The organism is Microvirga sp. BSC39, from assembly GCF_000739015.1.
In the GTDB taxonomy this organism is placed as follows: Bacteria; Pseudomonadota; Alphaproteobacteria; order Rhizobiales; family Beijerinckiaceae; genus Microvirga.
Genome location: NZ_JPUG01000060.1, coordinates 190,498 through 210,205, shown reverse-complemented (window position 1 = coordinate 210,205; position 19,708 = coordinate 190,498). Strand labels below are relative to the sequence as shown.

At 60.1% G+C, this 19,708-nt stretch carries 16 protein-coding genes and 6 pseudogenes; 9 read left to right on the top strand and 13 right to left on the bottom strand.

Annotated elements, in window-relative coordinates; genetic code table 11:
* Positions 1 to 112: 112 nt before the first annotated feature.
* The 3 genes and pseudogenes from MA07_RS11045 to MA07_RS11035 all read left to right on the top strand — a co-directional run.
* Entirely contained in the window at positions 113 to 481 is a 369-nt protein-coding gene (locus tag MA07_RS11045; RefSeq protein ID WP_036350421.1) for a phasin family protein, read from the top strand.
* Positions 482 to 662: 181 nt separating this feature from the next.
* Positions 663 to 920 carry a hypothetical protein gene (locus MA07_RS11040; RefSeq protein ID WP_036350419.1) on the top strand — a complete coding sequence of 86 codons (258 nt, stop codon included), beginning with the start codon at positions 663 to 665 and terminating at the stop codon, positions 918 to 920.
* Between the two features lie 63 nt (positions 921 to 983).
* Positions 984 to 1,214: pseudogene (locus MA07_RS11035) on the top strand (hemolysin III family protein); the annotation flags it as partial.
* 172 nt (positions 1,215 to 1,386) lie between these two features.
* On the opposite strand, the gene MA07_RS11030 reads toward MA07_RS11035, so the two are convergent.
* Together MA07_RS11030 and MA07_RS11025 are read right to left on the bottom strand one after the other, a co-directional pair.
* Positions 1,387 to 1,896 carry a DNA-3-methyladenine glycosylase gene (locus MA07_RS11030; RefSeq protein ID WP_052003065.1) on the bottom strand — a complete coding sequence of 170 codons (510 nt, stop codon included), beginning with the start codon at positions 1,894 to 1,896 and terminating at the stop codon, positions 1,387 to 1,389.
* Between the two features lie 45 nt (positions 1,897 to 1,941).
* Positions 1,942 to 2,151: pseudogene (locus MA07_RS11025) on the bottom strand (DUF892 family protein); the annotation flags it as partial.
* A gap of 142 nt (positions 2,152 to 2,293) precedes the next feature.
* Here MA07_RS11025 and MA07_RS11020 point away from each other — a divergent pair.
* Both MA07_RS11020 and MA07_RS11015 read left to right on the top strand, forming a co-directional pair.
* A complete protein-coding gene (locus tag MA07_RS11020; RefSeq protein ID WP_244445232.1) occupies positions 2,294 to 4,756 on the top strand; it encodes a DNA topoisomerase in 2,463 nt (820 codons plus the stop codon).
* A gap of 148 nt (positions 4,757 to 4,904) precedes the next feature.
* Entirely contained in the window at positions 4,905 to 5,225 is a 321-nt protein-coding gene (locus tag MA07_RS11015) for a hypothetical protein (RefSeq protein ID WP_036350416.1), read from the top strand.
* Positions 5,226 to 5,489: 264 nt separating this feature from the next.
* Here the strand turns inward: MA07_RS11015 and groL are convergent, their stop codons facing one another.
* From groL to MA07_RS10990, 4 genes are all read right to left on the bottom strand, one after another.
* The gene (groL, locus tag MA07_RS11010) at positions 5,490 to 7,139 is read right to left on the bottom strand and encodes a chaperonin GroEL (protein ID WP_036350414.1); all 1,650 of its coding nucleotides are present in this window, start codon (positions 7,137 to 7,139) and stop codon (positions 5,490 to 5,492) included.
* A gap of 41 nt (positions 7,140 to 7,180) precedes the next feature.
* Positions 7,181 to 7,495 (bottom strand): co-chaperone GroES, encoded by a 315-nt coding sequence (groES, locus tag MA07_RS11005; protein WP_036350413.1) that lies wholly within the window; start codon positions 7,493 to 7,495, stop codon positions 7,181 to 7,183.
* A 684-nt stretch (positions 7,496 to 8,179) separates the two neighbouring features.
* Positions 8,180 to 10,069: a molecular chaperone HtpG gene (gene htpG / locus MA07_RS10995; protein WP_036350409.1), complete on the bottom strand. Its 1,890-nt coding sequence runs from the start codon at positions 10,067 to 10,069 to the stop codon at positions 8,180 to 8,182.
* A 520-nt stretch (positions 10,070 to 10,589) separates the two neighbouring features.
* Entirely contained in the window at positions 10,590 to 11,513 is a 924-nt protein-coding gene (locus MA07_RS10990; RefSeq protein WP_036350407.1) for a LysR family transcriptional regulator, read from the bottom strand.
* A gap of 115 nt (positions 11,514 to 11,628) precedes the next feature.
* On the opposite strand from MA07_RS10990, the gene MA07_RS10985 reads away from it, so the two are divergent.
* Both MA07_RS10985 and MA07_RS28955 read left to right on the top strand, forming a co-directional pair.
* Positions 11,629 to 12,258, top strand: a complete 630-nt coding sequence (locus tag MA07_RS10985) for an FMN-dependent NADH-azoreductase (protein ID WP_036350405.1) — start codon at positions 11,629 to 11,631, stop codon at positions 12,256 to 12,258.
* A 134-nt stretch (positions 12,259 to 12,392) separates the two neighbouring features.
* Positions 12,393 to 12,537: pseudogene (locus MA07_RS28955) on the top strand (leucine zipper domain-containing protein); the annotation flags it as partial.
* Positions 12,538 to 12,823: 286 nt separating this feature from the next.
* Here MA07_RS28955 and MA07_RS31185 read toward each other — a convergent pair.
* A pseudogene (locus MA07_RS31185) lies at positions 12,824 to 14,456 on the bottom strand (GMC family oxidoreductase).
* 188 nt (positions 14,457 to 14,644) lie between these two features.
* Positions 14,645 to 15,442 (bottom strand): alpha/beta hydrolase, encoded by a 798-nt coding sequence (locus MA07_RS10975; RefSeq protein ID WP_036350403.1) that lies wholly within the window; start codon positions 15,440 to 15,442, stop codon positions 14,645 to 14,647.
* A gap of 141 nt (positions 15,443 to 15,583) precedes the next feature.
* On the opposite strand from MA07_RS10975, the gene MA07_RS10970 reads away from it, so the two are divergent.
* Positions 15,584 to 16,051, top strand: coding sequence for a MarR family transcriptional regulator (locus MA07_RS10970; RefSeq protein ID WP_036350401.1), 468 nt, complete (start codon positions 15,584 to 15,586; stop codon positions 16,049 to 16,051).
* A 6-nt stretch (positions 16,052 to 16,057) separates the two neighbouring features.
* Here MA07_RS10970 and MA07_RS28950 read toward each other — a convergent pair.
* The 5 genes and pseudogenes from MA07_RS28950 to MA07_RS10955 form a co-directional block, all read right to left on the bottom strand.
* Positions 16,058 to 16,271 (bottom strand): annotated as a pseudogene (locus MA07_RS28950) (SDR family oxidoreductase); the annotation flags it as partial.
* Between the two features lie 506 nt (positions 16,272 to 16,777).
* Entirely contained in the window at positions 16,778 to 16,915 is a 138-nt protein-coding gene (locus MA07_RS30475; RefSeq protein WP_200879353.1) for a hypothetical protein, read from the bottom strand.
* Between the two features lie 110 nt (positions 16,916 to 17,025).
* Complete coding sequence (locus tag MA07_RS10965; protein ID WP_036350399.1) at positions 17,026 to 17,322, bottom strand: hypothetical protein; 297 nt, start codon at positions 17,320 to 17,322, stop codon at positions 17,026 to 17,028.
* Positions 17,323 to 17,872: 550 nt separating this feature from the next.
* On the bottom strand, positions 17,873 to 18,604 hold the full coding sequence (locus MA07_RS10960; RefSeq protein ID WP_036350398.1) for a Crp/Fnr family transcriptional regulator: 732 nt from the start codon (positions 18,602 to 18,604) through the stop codon (positions 17,873 to 17,875).
* Between the two features lie 221 nt (positions 18,605 to 18,825).
* Positions 18,826 to 19,038 (bottom strand): annotated as a pseudogene (locus MA07_RS10955) (IS630 family transposase); the annotation flags it as partial.
* 208 nt (positions 19,039 to 19,246) lie between these two features.
* On the opposite strand from MA07_RS10955, the gene MA07_RS10950 reads away from it, so the two are divergent.
* The gene (locus tag MA07_RS10950) at positions 19,247 to 19,642 is read left to right on the top strand and encodes a response regulator (RefSeq protein ID WP_081928926.1); all 396 of its coding nucleotides are present in this window, start codon (positions 19,247 to 19,249) and stop codon (positions 19,640 to 19,642) included.
* Positions 19,643 to 19,708 lie beyond the last annotated feature (66 nt).

The following is a 19,708-nucleotide window of genomic DNA, read 5'->3' as shown; positions in this document are numbered from 1 at the left end:
TCGCACAATATATCTTGACATTTATTGTGCGGTGCACAATAAGAGTATGCCGGAATATGATACGGCTCAACCTCTGAGAAGCGCCAGGCGCCCTCACCTTTCGGAGATTTTTATGAACCAGCAGTTCGAGGCCGTTCAGAAGTTCGGCAAAGACAGTTTCGATGCCACCGTGAAGGCTCTTGATGTCGCCTCCACCGGCACGAAGGCCATCGTGGTCGAGACGGCCGACTACGCCAAGAAGTCCTTTGACCAGAACGCAGCTACGTTTGAGAAGCTGGCCGGCGCCAAGTCGCTTGACCAGGCCATCCAGATCCAGAGCGACTATTTCAAGAGCGCCTACGAGGGCTTCGTCGCACATGCCACGAAGAGCCGTGAGCTCTACACCAAGCTCGTCCAGGACAGCTTCGCGCCCTACGGCTTCCTGCGCTCTGCCGCAGAGGCAGCAGTCGCCCCGACCAAGTCGGCCGCTCGCGCAAAGTAAAGACACGACTCGATCAGCCAGTTCAGAACGCCCGCCAACAGGCTGGGCGTTCTCATGCATTTGGTGCTGTTCAAGTCCACTGATGTGGTCCGGGCGGACACTTGATCAGCCTCACGGCAGGCTCAGTGTCCGGCAAACCGTAAGACGTTGGCTGCCAGTTTCGCGCGGCTGGAGAAAAGCGATGCTGGAGCCATGGATTAAGCTTACCATCAATACAACTCTTCTCACCTTGGAAGCGCAGAGCGTCATTGGTCTGCGCTTGGCGCAGATAGCCATGGGTCAGGGCACTCCGGCCGAGGCGCATCTGATGATGACAGAGAAGATGCTCGCCTTCATGGATGCTGCCACGACTGTTGCGTCCGGCGGGTCGGCCCATGCGGTCGTCGAGGACTATCGAAGGCGCGTGCAAGCCAATGCACGGCGCCTGCGAACGGCTTAAGTGGCACCGTCAGGTTACCGGAGAAGGACGCATCTATTCTGGGTGTAGGCTTGGATCAGGCGCCTGCTTCTCGGCTGGAGCGGCGTCATGGCGTACGAGGCCGTGCTCGATGCCCTGCCGGGCTCGACCCTCGCCCTTCTGGCAGCAGGTGGTCTTCTCTACAAGGTGGGCTTGGTCTTCCACGTGTGGGAAGGCCTGCGCTTTCGCAACGCGATCTGGCACGCGTTCGTGCTGATTGGCGCGACCTGCCATTATGGTGCAGTGCTGGACAGCATGGTGCTTGCGCGGGCGTGATCGGCAACACCGCTTGGACACGCGGTGAGCGAGATCACAGCTCGTTGCGGATCTTCGCGTCGGGGCACGGGCTTGTCGAGGACGGCCTCAATGTTCGAAGCCGCGCTTCTGCCGGCTATGACGTCGATCATATCTTCCGGCTGACGAAGCGCGAACCTGCAAGAGCAAAGCACTAAGGCATCCCAGCGGCGCGGGTGATGCCGACACGCACGCCTGCCCTAACATCGACCGGCCCCTCGCGGCTGAAAACCTGAAGGGGGGCTTGATCCAAAGGCAGCTCGTTGTGGGCTATGGTCAGGCCCAGGGCCTGGCACAGGCGACCAGGCCCCGAGCAGAGAAGGCGCGGGTAGTCGACACCGCGCCGCGCGCTCATGATCCCGATGCCGTTTGTTGGCTCGACGGCTCTGATGAGCACCGCGCTGCCCGGCAGGCAGACGAAGTTGAGGCACCAGTGCATTCCGTATGACCGGTATACGTAGGCGTGCCCGGCGGGACCGAACATGGCCGCATTCCGGGAGGTCGAGCCACGGAAGCTGTGGGAGGCAGGATCGTCGCTGGTGTACGCCTCAGCTTCCACGATCATGCCACCGGTCCCGTCCACAAGCATGACGGGTCCGATCAGGTCACGGGCGACCGTCACCGCGTCGCGGGCGAAGAACGACCTAGGTAGCGTTTCCTCCACGTGCCCTTGATCCCTGGTGGCCGGATCTGGTCCTCTCAAGGCCTTCTAGGTTGCAGCGGCCGGGTTGATGGCGTCCTCGGCCAGTTCAGAGAGGATCTGGTCAGTATTCTCTTCCTCCACCAAGGTCTCCTTGATGAGTCCTTCGGCCTCGGACAGGCCCCGTTGCTTGGCCCAGGCCAGCAGGGTGCCGTAGCGGGTGATCTCGTAATGCTCCACCGCCTGGGCAGCCGCGATCATCCCGGCATCCAGCGCCTCGGTGACAATGCCGTTAAGGGCCGCTCAGCTTTCGCTCTATCCTTTCCTTGACCAGCGATGTCCCCGCGAGTAATGTTCTCTATTCGTTCCACGCGGTAGGCTTTGGGCAGCACATCGCAATTGGATTGCATGACTGTAGGCCATGACTGCTCAATCGGCATCGCGCACGCTGTTCTTTTTCGAGAAGCCCTCGGCCATGCGCCAGCTGCAGCGGTTCTTCAAATCGCCTACGACGATCTGTGTCTCGGCTGAGGGCCACCTCCTAGCTGCCGAGGAGCCTGGCAATGTGCGGGAGGAATGGAAGCCCTGGCGCTTTGACACCCTCCCGATCATGCTCAAGCATATCCCTGTTACATACGGCACCAGCCGCTCTGGGCAGTCCCACAGGCCCAAGATCGAGGCGATCAAGCAAGCTCTTCAGGGCGTGGAGCGTGTCATCATCGCCACCGACCCAGGCCGGGAGGGCTCAATGATAGCCTGGGAGGTGCTCGAACATCTTGGCTATCGGGGTCGGGTGGACCGTCTGAAGCTTGGTGCTCTCGATGAAGTCTCGATTCGACGTGCCTTTGCGACCATGGCCAAGGAGCCAGACTCGGGGGAGCGGGACTATGCCGCCTATCTAGAGGCCCTGTGCCGCCAATATGAGGACTACCACCTGGGGCTCAACGGCACGCGTGCCATCTCATTACGACTCCGGCCGCCGGCTTTCCGACAGCCCTGGCGCTTTGGCGGCGTGCAGACTCCGACGCTTGCGATCCTTGCTGACCTCGAGAAGCGCATCCGTGACTTCGTCCCGCAGGACTATTTCAAGATTGCCCTGGCCGTTACGGCGGACAGCGGGGCCGAGATCACCCTCTGGCACGCGCCAAAGGACAAGATCCTCGACAAGCAGGTGGCAGAGACCATCCAGCAGGCAGCCGCCTCCTGGTCGGGGCCCCTTAGTGTCGAGCAGAAAGATGTGCGCCGGTCGCCCCCTCGCCTGTTCTCCAAGGATACTCTCGCACGCCGCTGCGCCAAACGATTTGGCTGGGATCCCCAACACACGGCGAAGCTGGCACAGGAGCTCTATGATCAGGGATACCTGACCTATCCTCGCACCGAGTCCGAGCACCTACCGGAGAGCCAAACCGGCGACGCTAGCACAGTGATCGCAAGCGTCGTCGCAGTTCTGACTGATCTTGCGAGCCTCGTGCCAGCCGCTGGCGAACTGGTGTTTCGCAAGGGGAACAAGGGCCATTACGTAAAGGATCCAGGCGAGCACCACGCCATCGTGCCATTACGCAAGGTGCCTCAGCCCGGGAGCATCAACGGGGATCAGCTGCGCCTCTGGGAGCTGGTGGCCAAGAGCTTCCTGGCAGCCCACCTGCCTGACGGTACTGACGCTCGGACCACCATTGCTGTGCAAGTTGCGACGTCACTCGGTCCAAAGCGGTTTTCAGTCAGAGGCAGCGTGATCAAGTCGCCTGGCTGGCGGGCGGTCTATGGAGCCGAGGCCGACGAGGAGAGCGAGACTGTTCCCGGCAAGGCCAAGCCGGACGAGGAGCCCACCACGGGACGCCTGCCGTCGTCAATCCAGGACAACGAGCCTGGGAAAGCGACCGATACTCGGATCGAGACCGCTAAAACCGAGCCACCCCGCCGCATCACCCGCGGCGAGTTGCCGGTCGTGATGGGGCACCTCGTCGATCAGGTGGAAGACCCCACACTTAAAGCTGCTCTCGAGAACCCGGCGAATCCGAACGAGCCCAAAGGCCTCGGGACCGCGGCGACCCGCGACACGATCCTGCCCAAGCTCCAGAAGAGCCAGTATGTTGAGTTGCTGAAGGGCAAGGACCCGCCGATCCAGGTGACGGAAGTTGGACTCGCGTTCATCGCTGCTGTTCGTCGTGTCTTTCCTGCCTATGGCGACCCGGTTGGCCGGGCAATGTTCGAGGCGGATCTTGCCGAGATCGGACGTGCATCCACGCGAGCCGAGGCGATCGGCAGAGCCACGGCCTATCAGGAGCGAACCCGCATCCGTGTCAGAGAGCTGATCACAACGATTAGTCAGTCGGACGCTGTTGCTCTTGATCCAACGTATCTCCCGACACCCACCGGCGCGGATGGAAAACCGCCAACCAAGGCGATGATTGCTTTCGCGACCTCCATTGCTGCCCAACGTGGACTGAAGCTCCCCCGCGGACTCAAAAGCAATAGCGCAATCTGTCGAGCCTTCCTTGACCAACATGCACCGCAACGATCATCTGGGCCTGCAAAGGACGCACCGCAGACGGGGTCGCGTCCTCCGAGTGAAGCAATGGTGCGCTATGCTCGGTCGCTTGCCGAGCAGCAGGCAGTCGACTGCCCACCAGATGTGATCACCGATTTCACGGCTTGCCGCGCTTTTCTCGACGAGCATTCACCAAAGGCACAGCATTCTCAGGCGAGGAACCGGACTGGCACTCCCAGAGGCCGGCTTCCCGCTGTGCGGACGGGCAATGCCAGTGATGGACACAAGCGGGTGTCGGTGTCTGCGAAAAGATCTGCAGATACAAGAATTGAGGTCCCTCGTCGCACACGAGCACGCACTGCAACTTCCGGCAGAGACGATAATCAAATGTTCTGACGGCACTTATGGACCTGCTGCTCCGATCTATGGAACGCAGCCTTTCTGCACGACACCGCTTAAAGGGTGCATCGCGCCCTTGACATGCAAAATCGCTGGCCAGACAGTCGCTCACTAATCCTAGCCCGGCTTAGTCGAGGGCACTGCTATGAAGATCGACATTGACCAACTGACCGAGGCCGAGCTCATCGATCTCAACCACCGCATTGTCGAGCGTCTGCGCTTTCTCGACCAGATGCGCGCTCATGTGGAGATGCTGGACTTCAAGATTGGGGACTGGGTCACCTTCCAGCCTACCAGCCAGGGTCCATTTGAGGGCATGCTAACGCGCTACAACAAGAAGACCGTGACGGTGATCACCGACATCGGGCAGAGGTGGAATGTCTCGCCCACCCTCCTCAGCAGGATCAAGCCCGCCACGGGCACCAGCACGGCTGGATCCAACGTGGTCCCGCTGAATAAGCGCTGATGCGACTATTGCCTCGGGTGTGGTTAGGCGAAGAAGCGCTTGGCCGGCTCGACAACCGAGCGCGTTCGCTATGCCAGAATTGGCGCGACAGTTCCAAAGGATGGAGAACGGCCAACGACTTGGTCTCACAGCCGCATCGTGCGACGCACCTGTCCGCTCAATCTTCACCGGCGTGACCGCCTATTCAAATTCACAGCACAAACGAAAAGGCCCCGGATTTCGATTTCTCCGGGGCCATTCCATTGGGATGATGGAGGGCAGGACTTAGAAGTCCATGCCGCCCATGCCGCCGCCCATGCCACCGCCCGGCATCGCCGGAGCGCTTTCGCGCTTGGGAGCCTCGGCAACCATGGCCTCGGTGGTGACGAGCAGACCAGCCACAGACGCCGCATTCTGCAGAGCCGTGCGGACGACCTTTGCCGGATCGACGATACCGGCCTGGAGCAGATCCACGAACTCTTCCGTCTGGGCGTTGAAGCCGAAGGTGTCAGACGCGGTGTTGTCGTTGATCTTGCCGACCACGGTCGACCCTTCGACGCCGGCGTTCTCGGAGATCTGGCGGATCGGAGCCTCAAGAGCGCGCAGCACGATGTTGATACCGGACTTCACGTCCGGGTTGTCGCTGGTGAGCTTGGCCACCGCAGCCTTGGCGCGCAGCAGAGCCGTGCCGCCGCCGGGGACGATGCCTTCTTCCACCGCAGCGCGGGTGGCGTGCATGGCATCGTCGACGCGATCCTTCTTCTCCTTGACTTCGATCTCGGTCGAGCCTCCGACGCGGATCACCGCGACGCCGCCTGCGAGCTTGGCGAGACGCTCCTGGAGCTTCTCACGGTCGTAGTCCGAGGTGGTCTCCTCGATCTGCGCCTTGATCTGGGCCACGCGGGCCTCGATGTCCTGCGTAGCACCAGCACCGTCAATGATCGTGGTGCTCTCCTTGTCGATGCGGATGCGCTTGGCGCGGCCGAGCATGTCGAGGGTGACGTTCTCGAGCTTAATGCCGAGGTCCTCGGAAATCGTCTGACCGGCGGTCAGGATCGCGATATCCTCCAGCATGGCCTTGCGGCGATCGCCGAAACCAGGCGCCTTGACGGCGGCGATCTTCAGGCCGCCACGCAGCTTGTTGACCACCAGGGTGGCGAGAGCCTCGCCCTCGATGTCTTCCGCCACAATCAACAGCGGCTTGCTGGTCTGCACCACCGCCTCAAGGATCGGGAGGAGCGACTGCAGGGAGGAGAGCTTCTTCTCGTGGATGAGGATGTAGGGATCCTCAAGCTCCGCAATCATCTTCTCCGCATTGGTGATGAAGTAGGGAGACAGATACCCACGGTCGAACTGCATGCCTTCCACGACATCGAGTTCGGTCTCAGCGGTCTTGGCTTCCTCGACGGTGATCACGCCCTCGTTGCCAACCTTCTGCATCGCCTGAGCAATCATCTCACCGATGGAGGCATCGCCATTGGCCGAGATGGTGCCAACCTGAGCGATCTCCTCAGACGAAGCAACCTTCTTGGCGCGGGCCTGGATGTCCTTCACAGCCTCAGCTACAGCGAGATCGATACCGCGCTTCAGGTCCATCGGGTTCATGCCGGCGGCAACCGCCTTGGCGCCCTCGCGGACGATAGCCTGGGCAAGCACGGTTGCGGTGGTGGTGCCATCACCGGCCACATCGCTCGCCTTCGAGGCCACTTCGCGCACCATCTGAGCGCCCATGTTCTCGAACTTGTCGGAGAGTTCAATCTCTTTCGCGACAGTGACGCCGTCCTTGGTGATGCGCGGAGCGCCGAAGCTCTTCTCAAGCACCACGTTGCGGCCCTTGGGACCAAGCGTGACCTTCACCGCATTGGCGAGGATGTCGACGCCGCGCAGCATGCGATCGCGCGCGTCGGAGGAGAATTTTACGTCTTTGGCAGCCATGAGCTAACCTCCTGTTGGTTCTATCTGGTCGGGCTGAGCTGTTAAGCGGCCTTCTGAGCCGCGGCGGACTGCTCGATCACGCCCATGATGTCGGATTCCTTCATGATCAGGAGATCCTGACCGTCGATACGCACCTCGGTGCCGGACCACTTGCCGAACAGGACGCGGTCGCCGGCCTTCACGTCGAGGGCGACAACCTTGCCGCTCTCGTCACGGGCGCCCGGGCCGACAGCGATAACTTCGCCCTCTTGCGGCTTCTCCTTGGCGGTGTCCGGGATGATGATGCCGCCGGCCGTCTTCTCTTCGGCTTCGATACGGCGGACGACAACGCGATCGTGCAATGGGCGAAAGGTCATGGGTGTGCCTCCTTGTTTTTGGAATTGGGGGCACTCATCTGCGCCGAGCGGCACGGTTAGCACTCGACGCATGAGAGTGCTAACGCGAGTTGATACTCCAATGCTCTTGGTCAGGCAAGCTAATCCCTTAGTGGATAAGCTGAAGGTGGGGCGAACAGCGGTCTAAGAGATGCGTTAACCCTCAGAGGCGGGTGGTCAGCCGCCTTGGCAGCGAGGTTCAGCCGTGTTGAGTTTCGAAACCGTCGAAGAGGTCTGCGAGAGCAAGAGCATCACTCTTGTTGTTCATCCCGCCATCCGTCGAGCCGTAAAGGGTTATGAGGAGAGCTTCTACATTGGCCTGCGCTGCTTTCTGAAGGGCGAAACAAACGGGCTTTACTTTCTGCCTTTAGAGAGTGGCGGCTATGAGCGGTTACAATTTTCACAGCGCAGCTCGCCGGGAGGGCACCCAATCTTGAGGGTTGATCCTGTCGCCGCGGGGGGCCTCCGCCGGATCAGAGGAGACTAAACGCCATACACCTCGAGGTTACGTCTAAGGCATCTTCTCAGCTTGAACCTCACTTTCCGGCGGCCGGCATAAAGGAGATTACACGCTGTATCACCGGGCCGAGATGCCCGCCCTGCTCAGGCACAACCGCGGCAGGGCCTGCGAATACGCTGCGCTGAGCACCTCGCGTCATCCGGCGGTCAGGGAGCAGACCGCCGCATAACACGAGCGAGGCGCTGCGAGAATGCCTTGGCATCGGCTGGGAGCTCTCCGTCCAGGATGCGCGCCTCATCCAAGAGCAAGTGTGCCACGTCTTCGCGGAGTGTCCCCTCATCATCGCCCAAATTCGCCAGGGCAACGATTAGATCGTGGCGCGGGTTGATCTCGAGAATAGGCTTGGTGGCTGATGGCAATTGCCCCGCTCTCGCCAGCAAACGCTCCAACTGGCGATCCATGCCACTTTCAGGTGCAACCAAGCATACAGCGCTTTCGGTCAGTCGTTCGGAAGGGCGGACGTCGGAGACCGCCTCGCCGAGCGTGGCCTTGAGAGTAACAATGAAGCTCTTCACCGTTTCCGGAGCTTCCACGTCGGAGCCACCCTCCGCATCGATCAGCGGGATGGATGTTAAGTCCGCCGCGCCTTGGGTGACTGATTTGAATGGCTTGCCCTCGAAGTCGATAGGTGCGGTGACCCAGAAGCTATCAACTTGGTCTCGCAGTAGCAGCACCTCGATGCCACGCGCCCGGAAACCCTCAAGCTGAGGGGAATTTTCAAGGCGTGAAAGATCAGAGCCAGTCACATAGTAGATCGCGTTCTGGTTCTCCTTGAGAGAACCGACATAGTCCTTGAGCGACCGCCAACCACCTCCTGATGCTGTGGTCTTGAATCGGGCCAGCCCCAGCAGGGTCTGACGGCGCTCGAAATCTTCATAAAGACCTTCCTTCAGCACAGGGCCAAAGTTGTCCCAGATCTTGGCATAAGCCTCAGAATTGCTCTGTGCGAGCTTGTCGAGCTCGTTTAGAACCCGGCTGGTCACTCCCTTCTTGATGGCTGCCAGGATCGGGCTCTCCTGGATCATCTCGCGCGACACATTGAGCGGCAGGTCGGCGGAATCCACCAGCCCCCGCACGAAACGCAAGTAACGTGGCAGGATCTCGGCCTCATCGGTGATGAAGACCCGCTTCACGTAAAGCTTCACCCGCCCGTGGCGGTCGGGATCAAACAGGTCGAAGGGCTTGGCGCCCGGCACGAAGGCGAGCGTCGTATATTCGTGGCGACCCTCAGCCCGGAAATGCACCGTCAGGGCCGGTTCATCGAACTGGCCAGCCACGCTGCGATAGAAATCCGTATAGTCCTCCGCCGTGATCTCGCTGCGGGGCTTCACCCAGAGCGCAGCCCCGTCGGCGACCTCCTGGGGCTCCGCCCCGGGCTTCTCAATGATGGCGATCGGAACCGGAACATGGCCCGACTGCTCCTTGACGATGCGCTCCAGCGTGAAGCGCTCCGTGTAGGAGGCGGCGTCCTCCATTAGGTGCAGGGTGACCCGGGTGCCACGGACCGGCGCGTTGCCAATGTCAGTGGTGCCGATCGTATAGGAGCCCTTACCGTCGGAGGACCAAAGGGCGGCGTCATCGCTGCCGGCCCGGCGTGAAATGACATCGACCCGGTCGGCTACCATGAAGGCCGAGTAGAAGCCCACACCGAACTGCCCGATGAGTTGGGCCCCTTCCCCGCCTTGAGCGGCCTGAATCCGGTCCATGAAGGCTTTGGTGCCCGAGCGTGCGATGGTGCCGAGCGCCTCGATCATCTCATCCCGGCTCATGCCGATGCCGTTATCCTCGATCGTCAGGCGGCGGTTCTCGGCATCGACCAGCAGCGTGATCCTGGCCTTGGGATCGTCGCCAAGCAGGGCTGGAATGGCGATCGCCTCATAGCGCAGCTTCTCGCAGGCGTCGGCCGCATTGGAGATCAGCTCGCGCAGGAAGACGTCCTTGTCCGAATAGACGGAGTGCACCATCAGGTGCAGCAGCTTGGCGACATCGGCCTCGAAGGTGTGTTTCTCGGGGACAGTGGCTTCTGCAGTCGTCATGGCTTCGGGCATCCTTCTCTGTGCTCGCGGTCGGCGAGATGGGAGGAAATAGCCAAGAATTCAAGTATCAAGGGTCAGCCAGTTGAGTGGGATGAGCTACTCTGCGCGACGGGACTTGCGGCTGACGAACTGAGTGTCCTCAAGGATCAACTCGACCGGCTTCGCACGAACCTGGATGCCCATTAGCCTGCTGAGAACAGCGGCTAGATCACCACTAGCACATCCTCAAATACTGGCTCTGGGTCACACGTTCATAATCCAGCCGCTCAAAGAACGTCAGCTCTGATCAACCAAAGCTGACCAAAGGCTTACGTCGCAGGAGTGCCAGAAGCGGCCCTTCGCTAAAGCTGAACAGGCGTACACCTGCTTCCCACACAGGACCGGGCCTTTAAGTCAATCGCCGCTCCCTGCGGCTTCGCCGACTAGAGCCACTCCGCCGGCGGATTTCTAAAGCTCATGCATGTGTCGCCTGGCGGCAACTTCGCTGGTATGGCGGATAACGATTTCTCTCGTCAAAGGACTAACGATTGCTCCGAGCGGCCAAGCATCGATCCCAGTCAGGCGTTCCTCCGAAACGTTCGACGAGCGTGTCGATCAGAACCCGGACCTTGCCCGGGACGTGGGAGCCTGGCGGGCGCACGACGTGGATGCCGTACTCGGGCCTGGGATACCTCAGCAGAAGGGGTTCGAGGGCACCATCCTCAATCGCGTCGGAAACCAGGAACGATGGAGAGTCGGCGATCCCGATGCCCGCGATCGCCCATTGGAGAATGGCCTCCCCGCTGTCCGACCTCAGTCGTCCCTCAGGTCGGATCGAGATCCGGCGCTTGCCCGACAGGAATTGCCACTCGGGCACTAGGCTTCCCGTGTAGATCAGGCATTTGTGGCCAACGAGATCCTGCGGTGTCCTCGGCCGCCCATGACGGGCCAGGTAGCCGGGACTTGCGACCAGTACCGCGTGAACGGGCGCTATTTTGCGGACGACGAGGCTGGAGTCCCTGAGGGAGCCGATACGGACCGCAGCATCGAACCGCTCGCCGAGCAGGTCGACCACACGGTCGGTGTAGGACACGTCAATCTCAAGGTCAGGGTGGGCCGAGGCGAGGTCCGCCAGGACCGGCACCAGGTGCCGCACGCCAAACGCCAGCGGTGCGGACAGCCGCAGACGCCCACGCACGGATCGCCCCTGCTGCGCCACCGCATCGCGCGCCTCGTTCAGTTCCGCAAGGATCCGGTCGCACCGCGCTTTGAATTCCATGCCGGCCTCCGTCGGGATGATGCCGCGCGTGCTGCGGCTGAGCAGTCGGGTGCCGAGATCCGTCTCCAGACGCGTAATTCTCCGACTGATGATGGATTTCGAGACCCCCAGGCGGGCCGCGGCGCGGTTGAGGCCGCCGCTCTCGATGACCTCCACGAAAGTTCTCAGCTCCTCCAGCTCTGTCACAGCAGTGTTCCTCCGTTGGCAACAGCATGGTGCAAACTATGCGCCTTCTGCTGCATCCGATGAACCATTAACTCGGTCGTACCGCAAGGACCAGAACCCTTGGAAGGATTGTCTCATGTCCACAGCTCTCGTGATCACCAGCAGCGCCCTCGGCGAGGCCTCCGTCTCCACCCAGCTTGTTGAGGAAACCGTCGCCCGCCTGCGGTCCCATGATCCCGCCATGCGGGTCATCGCCAGGGATCTTGGCCGCGATCCCGTTCCGCACCTGACCATCGACTCCGCCACGGCGCTGCGCGGGAATGAGCCCGGCAATTCGGCTCAAGCTGCCGCCCGATCCCTCTCGGATGGGCTGATCACCGAGCTCAAGGCCGCCGATACGCTTATTATCGGTGCGCCCATGTACAACTTCGGCATGCCCTCGACCCTGAAGGCCTGGTTTGACCACGTGCTGCGGGCCGGCATCACGTTCAGCTACAGCGAGAGCGGCCCCGAGGGCCTTCTCAAGGGCAAGCGTGCCATGGTCATCGAGAGCCGCGGCGGATTTTACAGCGAGGGACCGGCGCAGGCGATGGACTCGCAGGAGCCTCATCTGCGCAACCTTCTCGGCTTCATGGGGATCACCGACGTGACCTTCCTGCGGGCAGAGAAGCTTGCTTTCGGGCCGGAAGCCCGCGAGCAGGCCATTGAGGCAGTTCGCCGACAAATCAGTGAGACCATCAGCGAGGCGTGCCGCAAGGCCGCCTAGCTGTGGGATCTGAGGAGGTTGTTAATCCCGTCTGAGGGCCTGAAGGTGGTCGTTGTGACACGAACCGCTGTCGGACCTGAGGAATGAACAACCCGCATCAGAATGCCCGCACGCCTCGCTTGGGCCGAGCGGAAATGATCCGCAGCATCCTTGAGGACGGCCAGCCTATTCGCACGGTGGCCAGAGGCTTTGGCGTTAGCGAGCGCACCGCCCGCAAGTGGCTGGCCCAGCTACCGGGCTGAAGGGTCAAGCGGATTGGACAACCGATCCTCCCGCCCAAGGACAGGGGCAAGCCGCACGTTGCCAGCAACGACCATACTCTCTGGGAGCGTGTCTGGCCGGGAGTGCGCTGCTGTCAGGGCCTGCGCACCCTCATCACCTCCGGCACCCGCAGTGCCGGAGGTGATGAGGGTGCAATTGCTTCCAAGCATGGGGAACGGGGTCATGCCCCAATCCCAGACTGCAATTGGTGTCCTAATCCATTTCACGTAATTGGCAATAGCCCTCGCGCTGTCCAACGACCCGCTCATAGGGTCGTCTAGCAGCCGCAAGACCGAAAGTGCCGCTAAGAGTGCTGGAACAGAGCCTCGCTGGGACGAGACAGACTGTGTTGCTCCCGGATCAGATCGGCGGCCCGCTCTCCAATGACCACGCAGGGTGCCATTGTGTTGCCAGTGGTGATCCGTGGCATAATCGACGAGTCTGCAATGCGAAGCCCTTCGACGCCATAGACCTTCAGCTGGTTATCGACGACCGATATGTCGTCTCTTCCCATCTTTGCGGTGCAGGACTGATGCCAATAGGTCACCGCGGACCGCCGGATTAAACGAACCATTCCCGCTCGGTCGCGCGCGCCCGGAGCAGTCTCGCCTGTCACCAAGGGCGTGAACGCTTCGCTGTTTCCGAGATCGCGGCACAGTTCCACCGCGGCCAGGGCGGCAGCCATGTCTTCCGGTTCGCTGAGTGCGTTCGGCTCGATCAATATGGGATCTGCGAAGCTCGACCCTGATAATCGTAGCCGACCACGGCTTTTGGGTTGGGCAAGGCCCGTGAACATCGTCCAGCCGTGTTCAGGCGTTTTGAGTTCCGTCTCAACTGGCGAAGGAACAGCGAACTCTAGCTGGCACTGCAGGATGTCAGGCTGAGCCAGCCGCGCATCGCTTTTCCAATAGAGTTTCGCCTCGCAGCCACTACCGCCAACGCCCTCTGGCTTTTTATAGGCCCACGTGCAGCCGAATGCGAGATGGTCCTGATGATTTTGACCAACGCCCGGCAGGTGTTGAATGACGGGAATACCGTGAGCTCTCAATTCATGTTCCGGCCCGATCCCTGATTGCATCAGGACTTTCGGCGTGTTGATCGCGCCAAGTGACAGGACAGTTTCACATCGGGCAGTAAATTGACGCTGCTGGCCATCGACGACAGCCTCGACCCCTATCACTCGTCTCCCATCGAGATTGAGACGCGTGACCAGCGCATTGGTGACAACTGCAAGGTTTGGTCGCGTTAGGAGCGGACGAACATAGGAGCTAAAGACGGATTCCCGCTTGCCATTGCGAATCCGCAGCTCGGCGATTGATGCGCCTCCGGGGCTCTCCATCATCGCACCGTTCGGAGTATCGAAGACAGGAATACCTATAGCAGATGCCGCTTTCAGCAAAGCCTCTGCGATTGGCTGGGGTTTTGGAGGCTGAGCAACATATGCCGGTCCTCCCACGCCGCGGCGGATCGGGTCGGGATCTCCGTTCCAATCTTCTATCCGGCGGTAATAGTGAAGGATCGACTCATAACCCCAAGCTTCATCGCCAGACTCGGCGGCAAAATGCTCCCAATCTTCCTTGTGTCCCCTCGCCCATACCATGACATTAATGCTTGACCCGCCGCCAAGCCCTTTTGCCCATGCTGAGAGGAAGACGTCGACCGTTGAGTCCAGGCGCCGGCTCTCCAATGAAACCCCAGTCTCGATTAGAGCCAAGGTTGAGCGGCCATTGCGCTGGGTTTGTGACAGTCTCGGCCAAATCGTCTCCGCCCGCCTCAAGCAGCAGTACGCGAGCACGCTCATCTTCTGCCAGCCTCGCGGCGACAACCGAGCCGCTGGAGCCGGCGCCGCAGACGATGAAATCGAAGACGTTGCCGACTTCAGCGCGGGAAGCGACCGAATTAACAAGTGTATTTTGCTCATAGGTATTCAGCTTCACGTGACTGATCTCCGTGAACGAGACGAGGAAGGAACTGAAAATGCTGGTCGGCGGCTCGGTCCTGCATCCAATTGCAATCAGACACAGGGCTGCATATTCGTGCTTGCTATCGTCCGACTGTGCTGCCCTGATAGACCTTGCCGGCCGTCACCGGGACACCGCCGAGTGTCCCGGCGAGGTGGCGTCCATCATCGTTGCGCTTTCGCCGAGACAGCCTTGGCGGCCTGATCAATGGTATCCGCAACGACTTCGGGCTGCGTCATGAAGAGAGCATGACTTGCCGAGACTTTCGTGATCCTCGCATTGATGCGTTCAGCCATATGGATCAGCATCGCCTGATCGAATGCCTTGTCTTCCGTCGCGATCACGGCCCAACTAGGCTTCAAGCGCCAAGCAGCATTCTGGAGCTTCGTGCCGAACGCCGACATGTTGATCGGGACCTGCGAGTCCCTCATGAATGAGGCATCGGCATCACTCACGTCATGGGCAAAACCATCCTTGAACTTTGTCGGGCTAACATACCCGAATCCATCCTTTGTCGTCTCGATCACGAATTCCGATGCAGGTGCAAAACCTTGATACTGCTGAGCTGTTGTCTCGCCCGCATCCGGAGAAAGAGCAGAGACATAAACAAGGCCTGCAACCTTCGCATCGACGCCAGCTTCAGTGATGATCGTACCACCCCAGGAATGACCCACCAGGATGACTGGACCATCCTGCTGCTCAAGCGCGCGTTGAGTAGCGGCAACATCGTCCTCGAGAGACGTCAACGGGTTCTGCACGATGGTGACGCGATAGCCGCGCTTGGACAGGTTGTCGTAAACCCCTCTCCACCCTGAGCCGTCCGCGAATGCACCGTGGACGAGCACCACGTTCTTGATTGCTTGGTTTACAGGGATGGGCTCGGAAGCCGCCGCCGGGAATGCACTCGACATCGCTGCTGCGGCAATGGCTGCGGCTACTAGGCTGTTGTTGATCTTGGTCATAACAATTCCCCTTTCATCGAACGATAACTATTATCGCGATAACGAAAAGTCTCAAATCTTAAGCCTCCCGTCAACGCATTTTTATCGCGATATTGTTTTTCGCGATATTCCTGGTATGTTCACGCGTCTAGGAGCTGAACAATGAGCCTTGAGAACAACGATCCCCCGCCTCTTCATAACCAGCTGTGCTACGCGATCTACACTGCCGGGATTGCAATTCAGCGTGCCTACAAACCCCTACTCGACGGGCTGGGCCTGACCTATCCGCAGTACCTCGTGCTCAACGTGTTGTGGAGTAAGGACGAGCAGACCGTGGGCGCGATTGCCCGCGCCCTTGCGTTGGAGTCCAGCACCCTGACGCCGCTCTTGAAGCGCCTTGAGGCTTCTGGCCTCCTGCGCCGGACCCGAGATCTGAGCAATGAGCGACACGTTGTGATAGCTCTGACCGGAGAAGGCCGCGCGCTGCAGCACAAGGCGGGCTGCCTCAGTGACGCCTTGCTTGCAGCCTCGGCCGAAACGCCGCAGAGGCTGGCGGCTCTAAATCGCGACGTGCGCCATCTCCGTAACGCGATCTATTCCCAAATTGGAGGATGGGACGCACCCGCCTGAGTGTAGCAGGATGATTCTCTTGCCGCCCTCGAGATCGGTCCCCGCCTGTTTCGCCAGGCGCTCGGCGAGATGAATGGATGCTTCCGTCGCGATCCAGCCCGGTGACACCCGGACCACCCGTACACCTCTGGGAGATAACCTCCTTTGACATTGCCTTGCTGTAGGTAGAAAGCACAGCCTTGGCTGCAGCATAGGCCGTTGTCGACTCCGGAAGTGGCAGTCCAGGCCCGCCGCCTTGGCGTGTGCTAGGAAGGTGGGTGTCTGGATGACCGTCTGCATGGTCATAACGGTAATGGCAGCCAGTAGTTTTCAAGAACTATGTAATGGACACCAGTAGCTCCTTGCCCCCTGAAGATGGGCGAAACCCCACGCCGACCCAAGGGCTCGGCGGGCGCCTTGGTGTGCGGCAGGGCACAGCGGTCCCTACTGCATTCGTTAATAAGACGTTACCACAAGGATTGGGGGTGCGACATGCCGGCGAAAAAGCCAAAGCTAATGTCCGCTTCACGACGTTACATATCGCGGCGTGAGCTGAAGCTCACACCGGTCGAAGCACAGATTGCCCGCCTAGAGCGAGATCCAGATTTGGGCCTTGCTGCCCGGGATCATTTTATCATCTGGAAACGCCCCTGCCTTTTTGCCGCGTGGCCCTCTGGGGTTCAATAGCGGCCTCATTCTCACCTACGTCGGCAGGAGGGGCGTGGGGCGGATCTAGCAGGACTGTCCTTACCGCTGCGCCAAGGCCAGTCGTGGGGACCACAGCGGTCGGAGAAGGGGCTCGGCAACAACCCCGCCGATGATGGCGAAGGAGGCTAGGACAAGCCCGATCCTGCCGTAGAGCGCAACTCGATCCTTGCGGGTCATCAAACCCTCCAGCCGTCACACATTGTAGACAACGCAGGTGGGCAGAAACCAGTTGCCAATAGCAGGTTTGTTGAAGCGCGATGATGGTGCGGGTGCTAGAGAACGAAGCCTCAGATAAGGAGGAAACTGTCGTCCGTTAGTCCGAGACGCGGCTTAACTTTCGCAAGAAGGATCTGAGGTTTATATCCCGTTCCGTCTGGGTCGAAATAGACCCTGTCGCTGGCTTTGTCGTAGATGACCCTATCCTCGGAGTCCGAAGCTTGGAGCCCATAGACGAAGTTGTGGAGCCCTACTCCGGTCCTGCTACTAGCCCAATCGATGTGGATCTTGTCAGACATTGCCGAAAAGTCGGCGATGCGGTCGGATCCTACATCCTTTACCTTAAAGATGAAGGTGTTCTCAGCCATCGTCAAGGAGCACCTGGGCCACGTCAATCACTCGCTGGAGCGTCTGAAAACCCTCACGGACGAGTTGGAGGCCAGCGTTGGCATCTCTCTGCCGGATTGCACTCCTTGGCCGCGTCCGGACGCTCTCAGTGGCATGCCAGATGTCTCCTCGTGGTCCCAACCGCTACAGCGTGACGACACTCTAGTCGTAAGTCTAAGCTTCTCTTCTTTGACATCATGTCTGCGGTCTGAAATGATTAAGGCGCGTTAACCGCTCTTTCTCTCGGCCAGCACTGAAAGCAGACATGAGCAAGCAAGAGAAGTTAGGGATCGATCCGCGCCTAGACGCAGAGGATTGCACACATCATTGCCCAGTATGGCTGACGTTATCGCTAGCATCTTTCGGGATCGTGGCCCTGGTCGGCCATCACATCTTCGGCTGACACACAAAATATTGGCCCCACCACAGAACCCCGCTCGCCTCTGGCCAAGCGGCGCTTCTGTATGACGTCCGACAAAGAGAAGCGCCCCGCTTGGCTAGAGGCGAGCGGGCCTGAAGAGGTCCTTCTGTTCAGGCCCGCTCAAAGGTATTCGGCAAGAGCTGCTGGTATTTCTGCCGAATAATTCCATAGCACTCACAGGCTGCCTCCTCGAGAGCAGGACGGTTGAGGATGGTCAGGCTACCTCTTCCCTGCTGTATCAGGCTCTTGTTCTGAAGAGTGCGGGTAACATCGCTGACTGTCGAGCGCTGAACACCCAGCATCTCCGCCAGGAATTCATGGGTGAGCGGTAAGTCCGCCTTGCCTACTCTGTCTTGGCTCATGAGGATCCAACGGCAGCACCGGGCTTCAACGCTGTGAACAGCGTTGCAGGCCACCGTCTGAAGGGTTTGGGCCAACAGCGCCTCAGTGAAGCGCAAGACCAGACGTTGGATCGCCGGCCGAGCCGCCATGGCCGCGTGCATCCGACTGAGTTCAACCTGGGAGGCGGCGCCGCTCAGTTGGACAATGTAGCGCCCGAACGACTGGCGGGTCACAAAGGCGCTCACCAAGCCGAACAACCCCTCACTGCCGAACGTAGCCATCTCAACAGACTTGCCGTCCTGCATGATAGTAACGAGGGACACCATGGCATCATGTGGAAAGTAGGTATGCTGGATCGCCTCCCCAGCCTCATAGAGGATCTGGCCTCGTTGTAGGCGAACGATAGCCAAGTCTGGCTCCAGGTAGGCAAAATCTACTGGAGCCAGAGCTGCCAAAAGTCGGTTGTTTTGGTGCTGAAGTGTTCCTTGGATCTGTGCCATGGCAGAGGCCTCCGACCTAGCTGGAAGCAGCCCCTCATCGTTTAACGCATTGGGGAGCGGGATGCTCCAGAAGCATTTCTCTTTGCGGGATGTCCAACGAGAAACCCCGCCCGGGGTAGAGCCGAACGGGGTTCCCTGTTGCCTCAGCCTGATACGCTACGCGGCCGACCTTCAAGGTAGCGGCACGCGGTAAACGCATGGTTGTCGCCTGCGCTAGTGGGCGAGTTCAAAGTGCGTTGGCAGAAGCGTTTGACGCTGGCCAGGATCTCCTCGGCGGATTTTGTCCAGACGAACGGTTTAGGATCGCGGTTGGTCCGGTCGATGTAGGCCTGGATCGCGGCTTTCAGGCTATCGGTGCTGACAAAGGTGCCGCGCTGCAGGCAGCGCCGGGTCAGGAGAGAGAACCAGCCTTCCACCAGATTGAGCCAAGACGCTGGTGGATTTGCTTCGCTTAAGTGGAGAGCGGTTTTGTAGCTACCCGGCCAGCCTTTCGAACTGAACCGGACTGACATAATCGAGTGTCGAATGGCGTCGGACGGGGTTGTAGAAGCTCTCTGGAACGAGGTTGCGCGCTATAGGTTGACGATTAACATATGTTTATTCCGTCAGGCCCCGCCCAGCATGTCCACTCCTGTACCCCGCATGGTGATCCTCGTTGTTGAGGACGAGCCCCTGGTGCGCCTGTTTGTAACTGATTTCCTCGATGAGGCTGGGTTCAAGGTCTTTGAGGCCGTGAACGGGGATGAGGCCATGACCATCCTGCAAGCCCGCCCTGATATTCAGGCCATTGTGACCGACATCGAGATGCCGAGCTCAATCAATGGTCTTGAATTGGCCAGAGCAGTTCATGAACGTTGGCCCCGCATCGGGATTATTGTGACATCCGGCCGGGCGCGCCCCGGTCCTGACGACCTGTCAGAAAAGGTCGCATTCCTGTCCAAGCCCTATCTCCCAGATAGCATCATCAATGTCGTTCGGCAGATGGCCACGCCCCAGGTCGTCGAGCCCGTGTCCCCTGACGTGGCAAAGTCTGGATAGACAGGCTTCCATCGGCCCGCTTCCTCGGAGATCACCGGCCCCAAGCGGTCGCTCTAATTTTGCGTA

What these genes read in the sequence shown, in the direction of transcription:
- MA07_RS11045 (WP_036350421.1), top strand. Translation starts at nt 113, where the DNA reads ATGAACCAGCAGTTCGAGGCCGTTCAGAAGTTCGGCAAAGACAGTTTC.
- MA07_RS11040 (WP_036350419.1), top strand. Translation starts at nt 663, where the DNA reads ATGCTGGAGCCATGGATTAAGCTTACCATCAATACAACTCTTCTCACC.
- MA07_RS11020 (WP_244445232.1), top strand. Translation starts at nt 2,294, where the DNA reads ATGACTGCTCAATCGGCATCGCGCACGCTGTTCTTTTTCGAGAAGCCC.
- MA07_RS11015 (WP_036350416.1), top strand. Translation starts at nt 4,905, where the DNA reads ATGAAGATCGACATTGACCAACTGACCGAGGCCGAGCTCATCGATCTC.
- groL (WP_036350414.1), bottom strand. Translation starts at nt 7,139, where the DNA reads ATGGCTGCCAAAGACGTAAAATTCTCCTCCGACGCGCGCGATCGCATG.
- groES (WP_036350413.1), bottom strand. Translation starts at nt 7,495, where the DNA reads ATGACCTTTCGCCCATTGCACGATCGCGTTGTCGTCCGCCGTATCGAA.
- htpG (WP_036350409.1), bottom strand. Translation starts at nt 10,069, where the DNA reads ATGACGACTGCAGAAGCCACTGTCCCCGAGAAACACACCTTCGAGGCC.
- MA07_RS10985 (WP_036350405.1), top strand. Translation starts at nt 11,629, where the DNA reads ATGTCCACAGCTCTCGTGATCACCAGCAGCGCCCTCGGCGAGGCCTCC.
- MA07_RS10975 (WP_036350403.1), bottom strand. Translation starts at nt 15,442, where the DNA reads ATGACCAAGATCAACAACAGCCTAGTAGCCGCAGCCATTGCCGCAGCA.
- MA07_RS10970 (WP_036350401.1), top strand. Translation starts at nt 15,584, where the DNA reads ATGAGCCTTGAGAACAACGATCCCCCGCCTCTTCATAACCAGCTGTGC.
- MA07_RS30475 (WP_200879353.1), bottom strand. Translation starts at nt 16,915, where the DNA reads ATGACCCGCAAGGATCGAGTTGCGCTCTACGGCAGGATCGGGCTTGTC.
- MA07_RS10965 (WP_036350399.1), bottom strand. Translation starts at nt 17,322, where the DNA reads ATGGCTGAGAACACCTTCATCTTTAAGGTAAAGGATGTAGGATCCGAC.
- MA07_RS10960 (WP_036350398.1), bottom strand. Translation starts at nt 18,604, where the DNA reads ATGGCACAGATCCAAGGAACACTTCAGCACCAAAACAACCGACTTTTG.
- MA07_RS10950 (WP_081928926.1), top strand. Translation starts at nt 19,247, where the DNA reads ATGGTGATCCTCGTTGTTGAGGACGAGCCCCTGGTGCGCCTGTTTGTA.